Annotated in this window: 11 protein-coding genes; 5 read left to right on the top strand and 6 right to left on the bottom strand. The window is 56.3% G+C overall.

Translation table 11 applies throughout. The features are described 5' to 3' along the window. Positions 1-126: 126 nt before the first annotated feature. Positions 127-4,050: an autotransporter outer membrane beta-barrel domain-containing protein gene (locus KE671_RS09715; RefSeq protein WP_206162739.1), complete on the top strand. Its 3,924-nt coding sequence runs from the start codon at positions 127-129 to the stop codon at positions 4,048-4,050. 1,015 nt (positions 4,051-5,065) lie between these two features. Here KE671_RS09715 and fbpC read toward each other — a convergent pair. The 6 genes from fbpC to KE671_RS09685 form a co-directional block, all read right to left on the bottom strand. Further along, a complete protein-coding gene (gene fbpC, locus KE671_RS09710; RefSeq protein ID WP_206162738.1) occupies positions 5,066-6,112 on the bottom strand; it encodes a ferric ABC transporter ATP-binding protein in 1,047 nt (348 codons plus the stop codon). Positions 6,113-6,123: 11 nt separating this feature from the next. Continuing rightward, on the bottom strand, positions 6,124-8,202 hold the full coding sequence (locus KE671_RS09705; protein WP_206162737.1) for an ABC transporter permease: 2,079 nt from the start codon (positions 8,200-8,202) through the stop codon (positions 6,124-6,126). A 139-nt stretch (positions 8,203-8,341) separates the two neighbouring features. Continuing rightward, complete coding sequence (locus KE671_RS09700; RefSeq protein ID WP_206162736.1) at positions 8,342-9,373, bottom strand: ABC transporter substrate-binding protein; 1,032 nt, start codon at positions 9,371-9,373, stop codon at positions 8,342-8,344. Next, positions 9,370-10,698, bottom strand: a complete 1,329-nt coding sequence (uhpC, locus tag KE671_RS09695) for an MFS transporter family glucose-6-phosphate receptor UhpC (protein ID WP_283093112.1) — start codon at positions 10,696-10,698, stop codon at positions 9,370-9,372. The genes KE671_RS09700 and uhpC overlap by 4 nt, the downstream gene beginning before the upstream one ends. 60 nt (positions 10,699-10,758) lie before the next feature. Continuing rightward, entirely contained in the window at positions 10,759-12,300 is a 1,542-nt protein-coding gene (locus KE671_RS09690; protein WP_206162734.1) for an MASE1 domain-containing sensor histidine kinase, read from the bottom strand. After that, entirely contained in the window at positions 12,300-12,929 is a 630-nt protein-coding gene (locus KE671_RS09685; RefSeq protein WP_206162733.1) for a response regulator transcription factor, read from the bottom strand. The genes KE671_RS09690 and KE671_RS09685 overlap by 1 nt, the downstream gene beginning before the upstream one ends. 316 nt (positions 12,930-13,245) lie before the next feature. Between KE671_RS09685 and tauA the strand changes: the two genes are divergently transcribed. Genes tauA through tauD form a run of 4 tightly spaced genes read left to right on the top strand, consistent with a single transcriptional unit; the run spans position 13,246 to position 16,659 of the window. Continuing rightward, positions 13,246-14,208 carry a taurine ABC transporter substrate-binding protein gene (gene tauA, locus KE671_RS09680; RefSeq protein ID WP_206162732.1) on the top strand — a complete coding sequence of 321 codons (963 nt, stop codon included), beginning with the start codon at positions 13,246-13,248 and terminating at the stop codon, positions 14,206-14,208. 11 nt (positions 14,209-14,219) lie between these two features. Next, positions 14,220-14,987 carry a taurine ABC transporter ATP-binding subunit gene (gene tauB / locus KE671_RS09675; RefSeq protein ID WP_206162731.1) on the top strand — a complete coding sequence of 256 codons (768 nt, stop codon included), beginning with the start codon at positions 14,220-14,222 and terminating at the stop codon, positions 14,985-14,987. Beyond that, positions 14,984-15,811 carry a taurine ABC transporter permease TauC gene (gene tauC, locus KE671_RS09670; RefSeq protein WP_206162730.1) on the top strand — a complete coding sequence of 276 codons (828 nt, stop codon included), beginning with the start codon at positions 14,984-14,986 and terminating at the stop codon, positions 15,809-15,811. The genes tauB and tauC overlap by 4 nt, the downstream gene beginning before the upstream one ends. Beyond that, positions 15,808-16,659 carry a taurine dioxygenase gene (tauD, locus tag KE671_RS09665; RefSeq protein ID WP_206162729.1) on the top strand — a complete coding sequence of 284 codons (852 nt, stop codon included), beginning with the start codon at positions 15,808-15,810 and terminating at the stop codon, positions 16,657-16,659. The genes tauC and tauD overlap by 4 nt, the downstream gene beginning before the upstream one ends. Positions 16,660-16,681 lie beyond the last annotated feature (22 nt).

Here is a 16,681-nt window from a genome sequence, read left to right as displayed (position 1 = left end):
TTTCTTTGAATTTAATTTAATTTTTATTGCTAATTTTTTGTTTCCTGGTTTTTTCTACTTTGTTTATTGATTTAACAAGAGCTGGAAATTAACGGATTTTTGTGAAGATTAGCAAGGGAGTTATTAATGCAACATTTTCGCAGAAACCAAATAGCGTTATTGATCGCATCGATCTTCATATCCTCCGGATCGGCAACAGGTGCCACGATTTATGTTGATGGTTCATTTCCTTATACGGCGCAATCCAACACAGGGACTCACGGGACGAGCGGCGGCAGTGATGGCGCCGGGGCCGGGTATGTCTTATCACCGAACCCGGAAACGAGCGCGGCGGATAACAGCGTAAGCGTCGGTAGTGGCATCACAATAACCGGCGGTGATGGTGACGCGGGCGGCGACGGCGGCGACGGAATGTCCGGTAATAATGCAACAATCACTAACAGCGGAAGGATTACGGGTGGTGAGGGGAGCTATGGCGTTAGCGGCATTGGTGCAGGCGGTGTGGGAATATCGGGTACTGATCTGTCTATAGCCAATTCTCGTACCGGCTCCATCACCGGTGGTGAAGGGGGGAGATATTCCGCTAGCGGTGCGGGTATCTCTGGTGACCGTCTCATGATAACCAACGATGGCGCGATTACCGGAGGCGATGGCAGTTACGGCTATGATGATAACGGTGGTACGGGCGGTATTGGCGGCGCTGGCATATCAGGTACCGATCTGACGATTATTAATACTTACCGTATTACCGGTGGTGACGGTAATTCCAGTGGCGAGGGAGGCGATGCCATAGCGGGTTCCGCGCTGACCATCACCAACAGCGGCGCTATTCTCGGCGGCGGAGGGGGATATGGTTACGATGGGGTTGAAGGTGGCAATGCCGGTGCCGGAATATCCGGCAGCAATATGGTCATTGACAATATTGCCCGTGGGTCAATTACGGGAGGGCGAGGCAATTCCGGAAGCTTAGGGGGCGATGCCATATCAGGTTCCGCTCTGACCATAACCAATGGCGGATCCATCATCGGTGGCGAAGGGGGATTTGGCTATGAAGCGCTCGGCGGCAATGCCGGGGCGGGGATATCGGGTACCGATCTGAGAATCACCAACAGCGGATCCATTGTCGGTGGTGAAGGGGGGCTTAGCGGCGGAGGCAATAATGGCGGCAATGCTGGCGCGGGAATATCTGGTAGCGAGATCGTCCTTGATAATTTAGCCGGCGGTTCGATTACCGGCGGTGAAGGCGGCACTGGCGGTCTGGACGGCCTCGGTGGTGCCGGGATACCTTCCGCAGGCGGTGCGGGAATACTTGGCAATACCATGACAATCACCAATGCTGGCTCCATCACCGGTGGCGAAGGCGCTTTTGCCGGCGGCGATACGACAAGCCCTGACGGTGCTGACGGCGGCACGGCTATATCCGGTTACAACCTGACCATCAGCAATCTGGCTGGCGGCGTCATCACGGGTGGAAAGGGTCGTTACAGCGGCAGCCAAAATAATACTAGCACCAGCGACGGCGGCAACGGCGGCGTCGGAATATTCGGTGACAACCTGAGGATTAACAACAGCGGTTCTGTCGTCGGGGGCAAAGGCAGTTACAGCAGCAATGGCGGCGCGGATGGCACAGGTGGTGACGCAATATCCGGCAGTAATCTGACGATAATCAATAACCACGTTATCACTGGCGGTGCGCCCTACAGGAGCGGTGGCGAAGCGGGCGCGGCTATCAGTTTTACCGGCGGCAGCAATATGCTGACGCTGAATACCGGCTCGACGATCACCGGCGATGTCAGTCTGGCAGACGGTACGAGCGACAGCGCGACAACGTTGCAGATCGTCAACAATGACGCGGCAAACAGAGCCATCAACGGTAATCTGACGGTGGGTCAGGCGGCCAGCATGACGTTGACGGAACGTCCTCTTGAATTTTCCGGTAACGCGTCGTTTGCTGAAGGGGCGTCGCTCACCCTTGGCGAAGGTGTCAGCCTCAAGGCGGCGTCTCTCTTGGTTGGTGATAACGCATCGCTGAATGCCAATATCTCTCACTGGGACATGCAAGACATTCTTCTGGTTGAAACCACCAACGGTATTACCGGGACGTTTTCTTACAGCAATGCTCTTGTGGCGGGCATGAACCAGCCGGACTTCGCCTATATCAACACCGGCGCCCGGACCATCCAGTATTCCCTGTACTGGAATGGCCAGGATTCCGACGCGCACGGAACGTTCACGCTGGATGAGGGCCGAACCTTCGATCTCGGCGTCGCCCTGGCTGACAATACGGTGCACGTCAACCCGGCCTGGGACGGTAAAAGTCTGACCAAAGCGGGAGAAGGCACGCTGATACTGTCAGCGGAAAATACCTATACGGGGGCGACTCAAATCAGCGAAGGCATGCTGAAGACGACGACGTCGAATGCATTTGCCAGGACTGCTGGCGTTACCGTCGGCGAGGAAGGGACGCTTAACCTTAACGGCAACAGCCAGACCGTCAATGTGCTGGATAACCGTGGCACTTTGCTGATTGATGATTATGGTGTTCCGCCTGCATCTCCTCTCAGCGTCGTACTGACCGGGAATGTCACGAACAGCGGCAACATGATTCTCAACAATAGCCCGACCAGCGCCGGAAATACGCTGACCATCAATGGCGACTATGTGGGTAACGGCGGCACGCTTTCACTGGGCACGGTTCTCGGCGGCGACGACAGTCTCACGGACAAGCTGATAGTTACCGGCAACGCAACCGGTACGACCTATGTGCAGGTTAGCAATGAGAATGGCACAGGGGCGCTATTGCATGATGGGATTAAAATTATTGAGACCGGTCATTCGACGGCGGATGCCTTTGTGCAACAAGGCCGTATCGTAGCGGGAAGCTATGAATATCACATGAAGCAGGGAACGGCTTCTGGTAGCGATCGGAATAACTGGTATTTAACCAGTCTGACTGATAGCCCTGATCCTGACGATTCCCCTGAGGTCATCGATAACGATCGTCCGGATCCTGATACCATCCCGGATTCTGGCAATAACGCTGGCGGTGGCTCTGATGCAGTTCATGTCTATCGACCTGAAGGGGGAAGTTATGCCAGCAACCTGGCGGCAGCGAATTCGCTGTTTAACACCCGATTGCAGGACCGACAAGGGGGGGCATGGTATACCGATCCCGACACCGGGGAGCGTCATATGACCAGCCTGTGGCTGCGGACATCAGGTGGGCGTAGCAAGAACCGGATGTCAGACGATCAGAACACCTCTTCATCCAGCCGCGTTGTCGTGCAGGTTGGAGGCGCGCTGATCCAGGGCAGCACAAACGGAACAGACAGCTATCAGTTAGGCGTTATGGCCGGTTATGGTAAGCAGGATAACAACATCCATAACAGCCTGTCAGGCTACCGCTCGCAGGGTGAGGTGAGCGGCTACAGCACCGGTTTGTACGGAACCTGGTATCAGAATGCCGTCGATAAAACGGGGTTGTATGTCGATTCTTGGGTTCTTTATAACTGGTTTGACAATACGGTTAAAGGGGATGAGATCGCGCAGGAAAGCTACAAAAGCAAGGGGCTGACGGCGTCGCTGGAATCGGGCTACGCTTTCCATATGGGTTCATTCACGACGGCAGGCGACATGGAAAGTAATGTCTATCTGCGACCACAGGCACAGGTCACATGGATGGGGGTGAAAGCGAACGACCATACAGAGAAAAACGGCACACGGGTGCAGGGGCAGGGCGATAACAATATTCAGACCCGTCTGGGCATGCGCCTTTACGCCAATGGAAAAAGCACCACGGAAAAAGGGGATGTGCGTGAGTTTGAACCCTTTATCGAAGCGAACTGGATACACAACACGAAACAGTACGGCGTCAGAATGAATGACACGAGCACCACGCTTCAGGGAAGTCGAAACGTCGGTGAGGTGAAAGTGGGCGTCGAGGGGCGGTTAACCCGGGATCTCAGCGTGTGGGGTAACGTTGCACAACAAATAGGTAATAACGGCTTTCACGATACGAGTGGGGTGCTGGGGATTAAATACCAGTTCTAGTCATGCGATGTACCTCTCGCCATTCCGGCTTTCTGGCCGGGATGGCGGTTTATCGCTAACGTGCCCTTGTGCTTACGAGTACCTTCTCAACTATCACCCCTTCGTATGAACCATAGCGCAGTATTCCTGCTTTCGTCTGAGTGTCAGGCTGCTTTGCCCCTGCCAGAGTGTAGATAACCCCTTGAAGTGGAGGCGTTATGAGCTGGCGACCCATACTGTTCCTTATTGTTACGCCTTTTCCGGTATTAAGTGCGCCACGCGGACGACTGCGGCTGGTGCAGGAGTAACGGGATCACCATAGGCGTGATAAGCGCAGCGCCATCAGACATGCGTCATGTCATTTCTGAGAAGGGTTCCGTTCGCCTTATGTTCATTGCTTCTCTGGAAACAACTCACCCGCGAACGTGTTAAGGGCGTTCTCCGCCACGCCCTTAACAATCCCGGCTCCCGGCCGGGAAAATCGCCACTTCGTGGTCCATTCGCCTTATGCCGTCTGCCTGTCGGGTCGGGGCCGAGCCTGCGTCCCTGCAGGCCGTCCCCTCCGCCCGCTTTCCTGCGGGCGGACCCGGTCAGCCGTTAACGGCTCATCGATTTTCACGCCGGAACAACGGCATCGCTTCAATTCTCTGCCTTTCAGGTAAAGTCATTTCGCTGTAAAAAAGCAAGCTGCGGAGATGGTAGGGTGTGGATGGGGCCGGCTGAAAATTGCCGACGTGTTTCCGCAGGGTCGGGGGAACCCGCAAGGATGCGGGTTCAGGGCGCGCGAAGCAGGGATGCTGAGTCGCGCCCGACCCGGTAGCCCGGAGGAATAAGCGGAGGGTATCGCGAAGCGACAATTTTCCCGCCGGGAGCCTGGGTTGCAAGGGAGGCGGCGGCGAGCCTCCCTTGCCCGTTCACGTACACGATAATTCCAGAGAGGCGACGCACATAAGGTGAACGGAAAGATCTCCCTGGTAAACATATACAGCGGTTGCCGGATGGCGCTTACGCTTATCCGGCATGGAAAACAACAAACCTACGCTGCGTCCGCTAAAACAAACATCCCATACGGATGGATTTCGAGGAAATACTGCTCGCCAATATCCGGTTGCAGACGGGTCGCGTTGACCTGTAACAAAATTTCCTGCCCGTGCCATTCCACCGTGACCTCATACTGCGGCCCCATATAGGCCACATGACGGATCACACAGCGCTGACTCTCCTCGCCGCGATCGCTTAAGGTGATCGCTTCCGGGCGTACGCCTACCGTGCCGGAACCCTGCGCCACAAAATGCGCCGGGCGCGGCAGGCGATAGCCAAAGATATCCACACTCGCCTCGCTGAACGTCGCCGGAAACAGGTTGGCGTCTCCCATGAAGCTCGCCATAAAGCGTGACGCAGGCTGACGATAGAGATCCTGCGGCGAACCGATCTGCATGATATGCCCCTTATTCATCACCAGCACGGTATCGGAAACCGCAAAGGCTTCGCTCTGATCGTGGGTAACGTACAATGAAGTGATATCAAACTGCTTTTGCAGTTCGCGGATCTTGTCCCGCATGCTGCGGCGCAGGTTGGCGTCGAGGTTACTCAGCGGTTCATCAAACAGCAGCACCTTCGGTTTGAGGATCAGCGCGCGCGCCAGCGCCACGCGCTGCTGCTGACCGCCGGAAATCTGATCGACATAGCGGTCCTCGAATCCTTCCAGATCGACCATCGCCAGCGCCTCTTTCACTCGTGTTTTCACATCGGCGCGCGACACGCCTAACATCTTCAGACCGTAGCCGACGTTTTCCCCCAGTGACATATGGGGGAACAGAGCATACGACTGGAACACCATGCAGATATCACGCTGCTGAATAGAGCGATGGGTAACGTCCTCTCCATCAATAAAAATCTGCCCTTCGCTCGGTTTTTCCAGCCCCGCCACCAGGCGCAGAATGGTGGTTTTACCACAGCCGGACGGGCCAAGCAGCGTCACCATCTGCCCTTGCGGGATGGTGAGATTGATATTGTCGATGACCGTGTTGCTGCCGAATCGTTTAGTGACGTTGCGCAGTTCAACGAAATTTTTCTGACTCATAGTGCGCTCCATTACGCCTGGTTTTTGGCTTTGGACCGGGAAATACGCGCTTCCCCAATCAGCCAGTCAAAGATGAAAATAATCGCCAGCATCACCACGATCAGAATCGATCCGTAGGCAATCGCCACGCCGTATTCGCCGTCTTCCACGCGGTTCAGAATATAGGCCGTTGCCACGCGGGTATCCGGGGTGACGAGGAAGACGATGGCGCTGACGGTAGTGATGGCGCGAACGAAGCTGTAGATCAGCGCCGAAAGGATTGCCGGGCGCAGCAGCGGCAACAGAATGTGCGTGATGGTGCGTAAGCTCCCGGCACGCAGACTGAGCGAGGCTTCATCCAGTGATTTATCGATCTGGCCGAGTCCGGCGATCCCGGCGCGAATACCGACCGGGACGTTACGCATCACCATGGAGATAATAACAATCGCCGCCGTACCGGTGAGGTACACCGGCGCGCTGTTAAAGGCGAGTATATACGAGACGCCCGCCACGGTGCCCGGAACGGCAAAGCACAACATGGTGGTGAACTCGATGGTCTTTTTGCCTTTGAACTGTTGGCGCACCACAATCCAGGCGATCAGCAGACCAAAGGCGGCGGTGATCGGCGCGGCAATCCCGGCGTACAGCAGCGTATCAAGCAACGAAGGCCATGCGCCATCACTCATCCCTTGACCAAACAGCTTGATGAAGTTATCCAGCGTCAGGGTGTAATCCACGCCCCAGTTCACGGTGAAACTGCCGTAGAAAATGCTGCCATAGAGCAGGGCGTTGAAGGCAATCCATACCGCCAGAATCGCCACCACGCTCCAGACCAGCGTGACCGGCAGCGGCTGCACGTCGCCACGGTACGATTTACCGGAAACGGTGACGTAAGAGCGCTTACCAATCCACATATACTGTACGCAGAACACCAGCAGCGAGAACAGCAGCAGGAACGCCCCCAGCGTGCTGGCGGCCTGGTAATCGAGCTGCGAGCCGGTGATGTAGAAGTAAATTTGCGTTGCCAGCACGTCGAAGTTACCGCCAAGCACCAGCGGGTTACTGAAGTCGGCCAACGACTGCACGATGACAATCAGAAAGGCGTTCGCCAGCGCCGGTTTCAGCAGAGGGACAAACACACCGTTAAACGTCTGCCAGCGACTGGCGCGCAGAGTGTATGACGCCTCTTCCAGCGACGGGTGAATAGTTTTAATCGCGCCGTCGAGGATCATAAATGCCATTGGCGTAAACGCCAGCACCTGTGCCAGCCAGATGCCGGTAAACCCGTACAACCAGTTGGTGTTGGTGAGGCCGAACCACTCGACCATCAATTCGGTTACATAGCCGGAACGCCCCATCATTAACGTGACGCCCAGCCCCACGACAAACGGCGGGGTGACGATTGGCAGAATTGAGAAGATACGGCCAATGATAGCGCTGCGTTGGGCGATACGGGTGGTATAAATCGCCAGCACCAGGCCGAAGAAGGTACAGCCGATACCCACCGCAATCGACAGGGCGATAGAGTTGAGAATGACCTGAATGATATGCGCCTGCGACAGCACATTCATAAACGCCAGCGGCGCGAACTCTCCGGCGTCGTTGGTGAACATCGGGATGAAAATGGCGATGCTCGGCCAGACGATAAAGATGCCGATGAGCGCCACGATGGTGACCAGTGAACCGATTACAAACCGATCGCCGCCCAGCCATTCGAGGCGGGTCAGCGCCAGCGTCATGATCGCCCCCAGCGCGACAAACAGCACGATGGTGGCGTAGCCTAAACCGCGCCCTTCCACGGTGGCGCTGATGACGATAAAGGCGATACACAAAAACGCCCAGCCTGCATCGAGGTAGTGGCGGCTACGCTGTTCGCGCCGGGCTTCGTGGAATGGGCGTATCAGTAACAGGCTCGGCAACAGATACCATAACCAGCTGATATTGAACTGTGACCAGCCGTAGGCCTCGAGGATTTCATCGCTCGTGGATTCCAGCAGACCGTAATCCAGGCTCCAGCTCGGCAACAGGACGAATGCCAGCCAGCCGAGTAAAACCCAAAGGAAAATCGCATCCCGCTTTTTCACAGGATGGAGTGCAAGTGTGTGTGACATACGTTTTCCGGTGTTCAATCCCGAACAGGCCGGATAAGCGTGAGCGCCATCCGGCATTCAGGGTGACGATGATTGCCGGGTAGCGGCGTTGCCTTACCCGGCCTACGTAACCTTAACGTCAGGAATTCATCGTGTGGGCTTATTTACCCATCTTCACTTCGCTGACCCATTTATTGATCAACGCTTTACGGACGTCTGTTGAGCCATATTTGTCCATGTCGTAGTTGATAAGCTTCAGGTCGTCGAGCTTCAGCGAGTTCGGCGAGGTTTCGGCGGTAGTGTTGGTCAGGATCTGATAGGACTTACCTTTCTTCCACGCCAGTTCCTGCGCCTCTTTCGACAGCACCCAGTCAACGAACAGTTTGGCGTTATCGAGGTTGCGAGCCCCCTTCAGAATGCTGACGCCACCGATTTCATAACCGGTACCTTCACACGGGGAAATCAGCTCCAGCGGCGCGCCCTGTTCTTTTTCCAGCGAGTAGTCATGCAGGAAGCCAATGCCGATGGCGGTTTCGCCACGAGCCGCGTTACGCGCCGGAGCAATACCGGATTTGGTGTACTGCGAGACGTTGGCGTTCAGTTGTTTCAGGTAATCAAAGGCCTGATCGTCACCCCAGAGTTGGGCGAAGGTCGCCAGTGCGGTGTAGGCGGTACCGGAGCTTTGCGGATCGGCAATCTGAATTTCGCCTTTGTATTCCGGTTTGGTCAGATCTTTCCAGCATTTCGGTACCGGCAGGTTTTTCTCTTTCAGGCGCTGTGTGTTGACGCCGAAACCGAGGATCCCCACATAGACCGCCGACGAAAGATTACCTTTCACTTTCGCCGGATCGCGGAATTTCTCCATCACCTGTTCCAGGTTCGGGGATTTGTAGGGCTGCAGCAGCCCCATTTCACCGGCCTGAGACTGCGGATCCAGCGTGCCGCCGTACCAGACGTCAGCCTGCGGGTTTTTCTTCTCGGCATCGACTTTCGCCAGCGTGCTGCCGGAGCCGTTGCGAATAAACGATGTTTTCACGTCATATTTTTCACCAAAGGCTTTGGTTTCCGCTTCGCACATCTCGTTGGTGGCACTGCAATACACCACCAGGCGACCTTTCGCGTGTGCGGCGCCCGATAAGGTCGCCAGCGCAACGGCGGAGGCAATCAGAGTAGAGGTAAGGGTCATTTTCATTGTTTTATCCTTTGACTGAGAGTGGTGGTGATGCCCGCCATCAGCAGCGGCATCAGCAGTAAACCCATAAGTACGGCGGCGACAGAGAGCAAACTGAACATCCCTGACCAGCCGTAGCGTTCAATGACCAGCGACAAAGGCCAGCCCGCCAGCGCTGCCCCCAGATAGGCGAACAGGCCAAGAAAACCGGTGATTGATCCTGCCGCCGCTTTGTGTCCACATTCCACCGCCGCCAGGCCAATCAACATTTGTGGGCCAAAGACAAAAAAGCCCACCGTAAAGAAACAGACTGCAAGCAGGGCGTAATGATGAACCGGTGCCAGCCATAAGGCGGTGACAGAGACCATCAGACCCAGCGTGAACAGCAAAATCATTGGCGCCCGCTGACCGCTAAACAGCAGGTCTGACCCCCAACCGGCAAACAGCGCGCCGAGAAGTCCGCCAACTTCAAACAGCATCACCGTGGCGTTGGCGCTCAACAGATTCACGCCATGACTTTCCGTCAGCCAGATGTTGCCCCAGTCGTTGAGCGCAATGCGGATCAGATAGACCAGCACATACGAAACGCCCAGCAGCCAGATCATCGGGTTTTTCAGCATCGTGGTACGCAGCATTTGCCACAGTCCCATCGGCGGACTCTGCTGCTCCTGGCGCAGTTCTAACGGATCGTTACGCCAGTTGCCGACGGACGGTAAGCCCTCTTCCTGGGGCGTGCCTTTTAGTTGCAGCGCTAACCCAATTCCCAATGCCATGCTGATTATCCCTGGCATCAGCATCGCGGCCTGCCAGCCCCACCAGTGGGCGGCGAAGGCGCTAATCAGCGGGATAATCGCCCCGCCAATGTTGATTGACATATTCCAGCAGCCCCACCAGAAGCCGCGTTCGTTGCGCGAATACCAGTGGGTAAGCAGGCGGGCGCAGGGTGGCCATCCCCAGCCCTGAAAAAATCCGTTCAGCGTCCAGACCGCCAGTAGAAGCGTCAGCGACTCGCCAAAGGCAAACACCACGTTCAGCAAGCCGGTAGCGAACAGGCCAGCGCCCATAAACCAACGCTGTCCGTGACTGTCGTGCCACAGCCCGGCGGTAAATTTCGACAGGCCGTAGGTCAGATAAAACAGGGAACCCAGCAGACCGATGTCACTTTTATCCAGCCCGAGATCGGTTTGCAGCGCGGGCAGCACGTAGTTGACGCTTTTTCGCGTCAGATAAAACGCGGCGTATCCGATGACCATATACATCAGTAGCCGCGGACGCAGCGTCCGGTAACGTTGATTGATTTCAGTTGCTGCGCCTGCGTGCATAGCCGTCTCCGTTTTGTTGACTATAAGAAAGAGAAACCGAAAGGGGATGAGAGAAAGTCCGGAGTGACTAAGACTTTTTCCTGGTCAGAAGGCGATTTGTTGCAAATTTGTGGGCAAGTTAACACTTACCCGTGTACCGTGCCGCGATTCCAGCGCCAGCTCCCCCCCGAGGGCGCTGACCCGCTCGCGCATCCCCTGAATGCCAAACCCGGCCATTTTGTCTGCGCTGATCCCTACGCCGTTGTCGGTCACGTCCAGATGCAATATATCTCCCTGCTGGCGCAGGACAATGCGCACCTCACTGGCTCCGGCGTGTTTACAGACGTTGTTGAGCAACTCCTGTAACAGCCGGTAGAGAGTGAAGCGCACGGTTTCATTCTCGGGGGTGGTGGTGAGCTGATAATCAAACTGGCAGCGAATGCCGCGCTCCGTAAAGGCAAACTCATTGAGCAGATGGAGCAATGCCTCTTTGAACGACAGTTCGTCCAGCGCGGGAGGGCGAAGCTGGCGCAACAACTGACGGGTGGAGTGATGGATTCTACGGGCGAGATCGTTGATCTGGCTGGCGGCGGCCTGGGCTTGCGCCGGATCGTGCGCCCGTTTCACCAGTTGTGATTGGATCTGAATGGCGGTAATGTTCTGCCCAATCTCGTCATGCAGTTCACGCGCCAGGCTCTTGCGCGTATCCTCTTCGGTATGCACCAGTTTTTCAGCCAGCGCCCGTCGTGCCGCCAGCTCCGCTTCCAGTCGCTGGCGATAATGGTGCAGGTTTTGCGCCAGATGTTGCTGACGACTGATGGCAATCCCCAGACCAATGCCGAGCAGCGACTGCGTTGCGAGAAAAATCTCCAGTTCAACCAGGTTGCTGAACCCCACGCCGACCTGGCGGGCAATGGTGATCATCATGCTGCCCAGCAGCCCTGAGAGCACGCCGCCCTGCCAGCCGAACTTCCACGCCATCACCACGTTAGGCAGGAACACCACAATTAACAGAAGGCGTTCAATCTCGGGCGACAGCACCATCTGGGTACCGATGCCAATGATAAAAAACAGACTGCACCAGATGATTAATGAGGTTCTCAACGGTGGGTTATTGGTGTCCAGCCCCAGCAGGTGATAGCGATGCTGCTGGCGCAGAAACTCGAAGATCAGATAGACGAACGGCGTCAGCAACACGCCGCCGGTAAACGACGCCAGCCCGAGCAGCATCGCCGGACTTTTGACAAACGGCGACAACAGCGCAGCGTTGAGCAATGAGGTGGCTGTTACTGTAGCCAGCAGCAGCGTCAACCGCTGCCAGTAAAGGGGAAACCGATACCAGAAAGTTTGCGCGAGACTGGCGGGAATGACACTGATGAGCGGCGTGGCCAGCAGAATATAGCCATTGAGCAGTTGTTCGCTGTGCAGCCAGAGCATCGTCAGCATCGGTGGTAGCACCAGTGCTGGCCAGTAGCGACGCGAAAGCAGGATTAGTAGCGCCAGGTAGACGCCGTGCGGCAGGAACAGCGCCGCCTGCTGACCGTTATGCGTCAGATAGAAACCGAGCGTCCACAACATCAACCAGCCGGTCCCCCAGGCCAGCACAATAAACAGCGAGATAACGGCGTGACGGAGGTGACGTGACATCAATGACCCGCCAGCAACTGATGGTCGAGAGCGAAATGAACCAGCTCGATGGTGCTGTGACAATTCAGTTTGCCCAGCACGTTGGCGCGATGGACATGCACCGTTTTATGGCTGAGATCGAGTTTGAAGGCAATCTCCTTTACGCTGTCGCCTTTGACCAGTAAATCAAACACTTCCCGTTCGCGTGGAGTCAGAACCCCCAGTACCGGCGAGGTTGGTTCGCCGCCGCGCAACGCCCGCAGCGCATCAGCACAGAGGTAATGTCCTCCCAGACCAACGGAACGCACGGCCTGTACTAACTCTTCCGGCCCGCATCGTTTGGTCAGATAGCCGCTGGCACCTGCATCCAGCGCGCTCTGCACGAAGGTTGGCGTGTCATAAATGCTAAGAATAATGGCGCGAAACTGCGGCCTCTGTGCCCGCAGACGTTTCAGCAGGCTCAGACCGTTTTCGTCTGGCATGGCGATGTCCATCACCGCGACGTTAACGTCGTCCTGCAATAAAGCAGGCCAGGCTTCCGCCGCGCTACTGTACTGGCCTGCGACGTCGAGGTCGTCTTCGAGGCTGAGTAACTGCGCAAAGCCGGAACGCACCACCACATGGTCGTCCACCAGCACCACACGTATCATGATTTTGCTCTCTTGCCGGATAATGATCCTATGATGCCTGGCGCCGCTACGCTGGCAATCAATCAGGTACAGTTATGGAATGGATGTAACAAAATGGCAATATTTGAGGGGCTGGTGGTATGTGTTTTCATGTCACTTCATCAAAGGGTTCCGTCGCTTTATGTTTCGTACGGGGTGTCATGAAAGTCATATCCCGGCTAACCATTCCCGTTTTTTTTCTAAAAACGCTTTGTTCTTAGCAAGAAGTTTTAATTCCTTTATCAAATCCGGCCGCAACGAAATACTGCCCCCATAACAAGACAGGGGAGCAGACAATATGGCACGTTCATCGCGTAATACACTTCTTGCCGCACTGGCATTCATCACCTTTCAGGCGCAGGCGGTGAATGTCACCGTCGCGTATCAAACCTCCGCTGAACCGGCGAAGGTGGCGCAGGCGGATAACACCTTTGCTAAAGAGAGCGGCGCCACCGTCGACTGGCGCAAATTCGACAGCGGCGCAAGTATTGTTCGCGCCCTGGCCTCCGGCGACGTACAGATCGGCAATCTCGGCTCCAGTCCGCTGGCGGTCGCCGCCAGTCAGCAGGTACCGATCGAGGTATTCCTGCTGGCGTCAAAACTCGGTAACTCCGAAGCGTTGGTGGTGAAAAAAGAGATTAACAAACCGGAAGACCTGATCGGCAAACGTATCGCGGTGCCGTTTATCTCTACCACCCATTACAGCCTGTTAGCCGCGCTTAAACACTGGGGGATCAAACCCGGTCAGGTGGAGATTGTGAACCTACAGCCGCCAGCGATTATCGCCGCCTGGCAGCGCGGGGATATTGATGGCGCCTATGTCTGGGCACCTGCGGTTAACGCGCTGGAAAAAGACGGTAAGGTGCTGACTGATTCGGAAAAAGTCGGTGAGTGGGGTGCCCCGACGCTGGATGTGTGGGTGGTGCGCAAAGATTTTGCCGAGAAGCATCCGGAAGTGGTGAAAGCCTTCGCGAAAAGCGCCATCGACACGCAGCAGCCCTATATTGCGAATCCTGATGAATGGCTGAAACAGCCGGAAAACATCAGCAAGCTGGCGCGTCTGAGCGGCGTGCCGGAAGCCGATGTGCCGGGGCTGGTGAAAGGCAATACCTATCTCACACCACAACAGCAAACGGCCGAGCTGACCGGACCGGTGAACAAAGCGATCATCGACACCGCGCAGTTTCTGAAAGAGCAGGGCAAAGTGCCGGCGGTGGCCAGCGATTACAGCCAGTATGTCACCGATCGCTTTGTGCGATAAAGGAGGCGCGGATGCTGCAACTCTCTCATCTGTATGCCGATTACGGCGGTAAACCGGCGCTGGAAGATATCAATCTGACGCTCGACAGCGGCGAATTGCTGGTGGTCTTAGGACCGTCAGGCTGCGGAAAAACGACGTTGTTGAATCTGATTGCCGGATTTGTCCCGTATCACCACGGCAGCATTCAACTGGCGGGGAAACGCATTGACGGGCCGGGTGCGGAGCGCGGCGTGGTGTTTCAGCACGAGGGGCTGCTGCCGTGGCGCAACGTGCAGGATAACGTCGCGTTTGGTTTACAGCTGGCGGGTATGGAGAAAGCGCAGCGTATCAGTATCGCACAAGAGATGCTGAAAAGAGTTGGGCTGGAAGGGGCGGGAAAACGCTTGATCTGGCAGCTTTCCGGCGGTCAGCGCCAGCGCGTTGGCATTGCCCGCGCGCTGGCGGCGAATCCGCAACTGCTACTGCTGGATGAACCCTTTGGTGCGCTGGACGCCTTTACCCGCGAGCAGATGCAAACTTTGCTGCTTCGGCTGTGGCATGAGACCGGCAAACAGGTGTTATTGATCACCCACGATATTGAAGAGGCGGTATTTATGGCTACCGAACTGGTTTTGTTGTCGCCAGGGCCGGGGCGCGTGCTGGAGCGACTGCCGCTCAATTTTGCTCGTCGCTTTGTCGCAGGCGAGGCAAGTCGCAGCATTAAGTCCGATCCGCAGTTTATCGAAACCCGCGAATACGTCTTAAGCCGTGTTTTCGAACAACGGGAGGCCTTCTCATGACTGTGGTGATCAACGACAAACCGCGACAACGCGCGCTGAAGTGGCGCTGGCCGTTCTCGCGCCAGATTACACTGAGCCTTGCGACGATAACGGTGATTCTGGTGGTGTGGTGGACGGTGGCGGCGCTGCAACTGATTAGCCCGCTGTTTTTGCCACCGCCGCAACAGGTGTTGCAAAAGCTTATCACCATCGCTGGTGCGCAAGGATTTATGGATGCCACGCTGTGGCAGCATCTGGCTGCCAGCCTGACCCGCATCGTGCTGGCGCTGCTGGCGGCCGTGGTGATTGGCATCCCGGTCGGGATAGCGATGGGACTTAGCCCAACGGTTCGCGGCATTCTTGATCCAATTATCGAGCTTTATCGTCCGGTACCACCGCTGGCTTATTTGCCGCTGATGGTGATCTGGTTCGGAATTGGCGAGACCTCGAAGATTCTGTTGATCTACCTGGCGATTTTTGCCCCGGTCGCCATGTCTGCGCTGGCGGGAGTAAAGAGCGCGCAGCAGGTACGCATCCGCGCCGCCCGCTCTCTGGGGGCGAGTCGGAGACAGGTATTGTGGTTTGTGATCCTGCCCGGCGCGCTGCCGGAGATCCTCACCGGATTACGCATCGGACTCGGCGTGGGCTGGTCAACCCTGGTGGCAGCAGAACTGATCGCAGCAACGCGAGGACTTGGATTTATGGTGCAGTCGGCAGGGGAATTTCTGGCGACCGACGTGGTGCTGGCGGGGATCGCGGTGATTGCGATTATCGCCTTTATTTTAGAACTGGGTCTGCGTGCGCTTCAGCGCCGTCTGACGCCCTGGCATGGAGAAGTCCAATGAGTGAACGTCTGAGCATTACCCCGCTGGGGCCGTACATCGGCGCACAGATCGTCGGGGCGGATTTGACCCGTCCTCTGAGCGATAACCAGTTTGAACAGCTTTACCATGCGGTGCTGCGCCATCAGGTTGTGTTCCTGCGCGAGCAGGCAATCACGCCACAGCAGCAGCGCACGCTGGCCCTGCGTTTTGGCGATCTGCATATTCACCCGGTTTATCCACATGCTGAGGGCGTGGAAGAGATCATCGTGCTGGACACGCACAATGATAATCCGCCGGATAATGACAACTGGCACACCGACGTGACGTTTATTGATACGCCACCTGCCGGGGCGATTCTGGCGGCAAAGGAGCTACCGTCAACCGGCGGCGATACGTTGTGGACCAGCGGTATTGCGGCGTATGAGGCACTGTCAACACCGTTTCGTCAGTTGCTGAGCGGTCTGCGGGCGGAACATGATTTCCGCAAGTCCTTCCCGGAATATAAGTACCGCAAAACAGAGGAGGAGCATCAGCGCTGGCGTGAAGCAGTGGCAAAGCATCCGCCATTGCTACATCCGGTGGTGAGAACCCATCCGGTCAGTGGTAAGCAAGCGTTGTTCGTGAATGAAGGTTTCACCACGCGCATTGTTGATGTTACGGAGAAAGAGAGTGAGGCGCTGTTGAGTTTTCTGTTTGCGCATATTACCAAACCGGAATTTCAGGTGCGCTGGCGCTGGCAGCCGAATGATGTGGCGATTTGGGATAATCGCGTGACGCAGCATTACGCGAATGCCGATTACCTGCCGCAACGAAGGATTATGCATCGGGCCACCATTCTGGGGGATAAACCTTATTTCCGTGCAGGCTGATTGCCTGATGGCGCTTCGCTTA

This window comes from Citrobacter amalonaticus (genome assembly GCF_018252635.1).
Lineage (GTDB): Bacteria > Pseudomonadota > Gammaproteobacteria > Enterobacterales > Enterobacteriaceae > Citrobacter_A > Citrobacter_A amalonaticus_E.
This window is presented reverse-complemented; position numbering and strand designations above follow the sequence as displayed.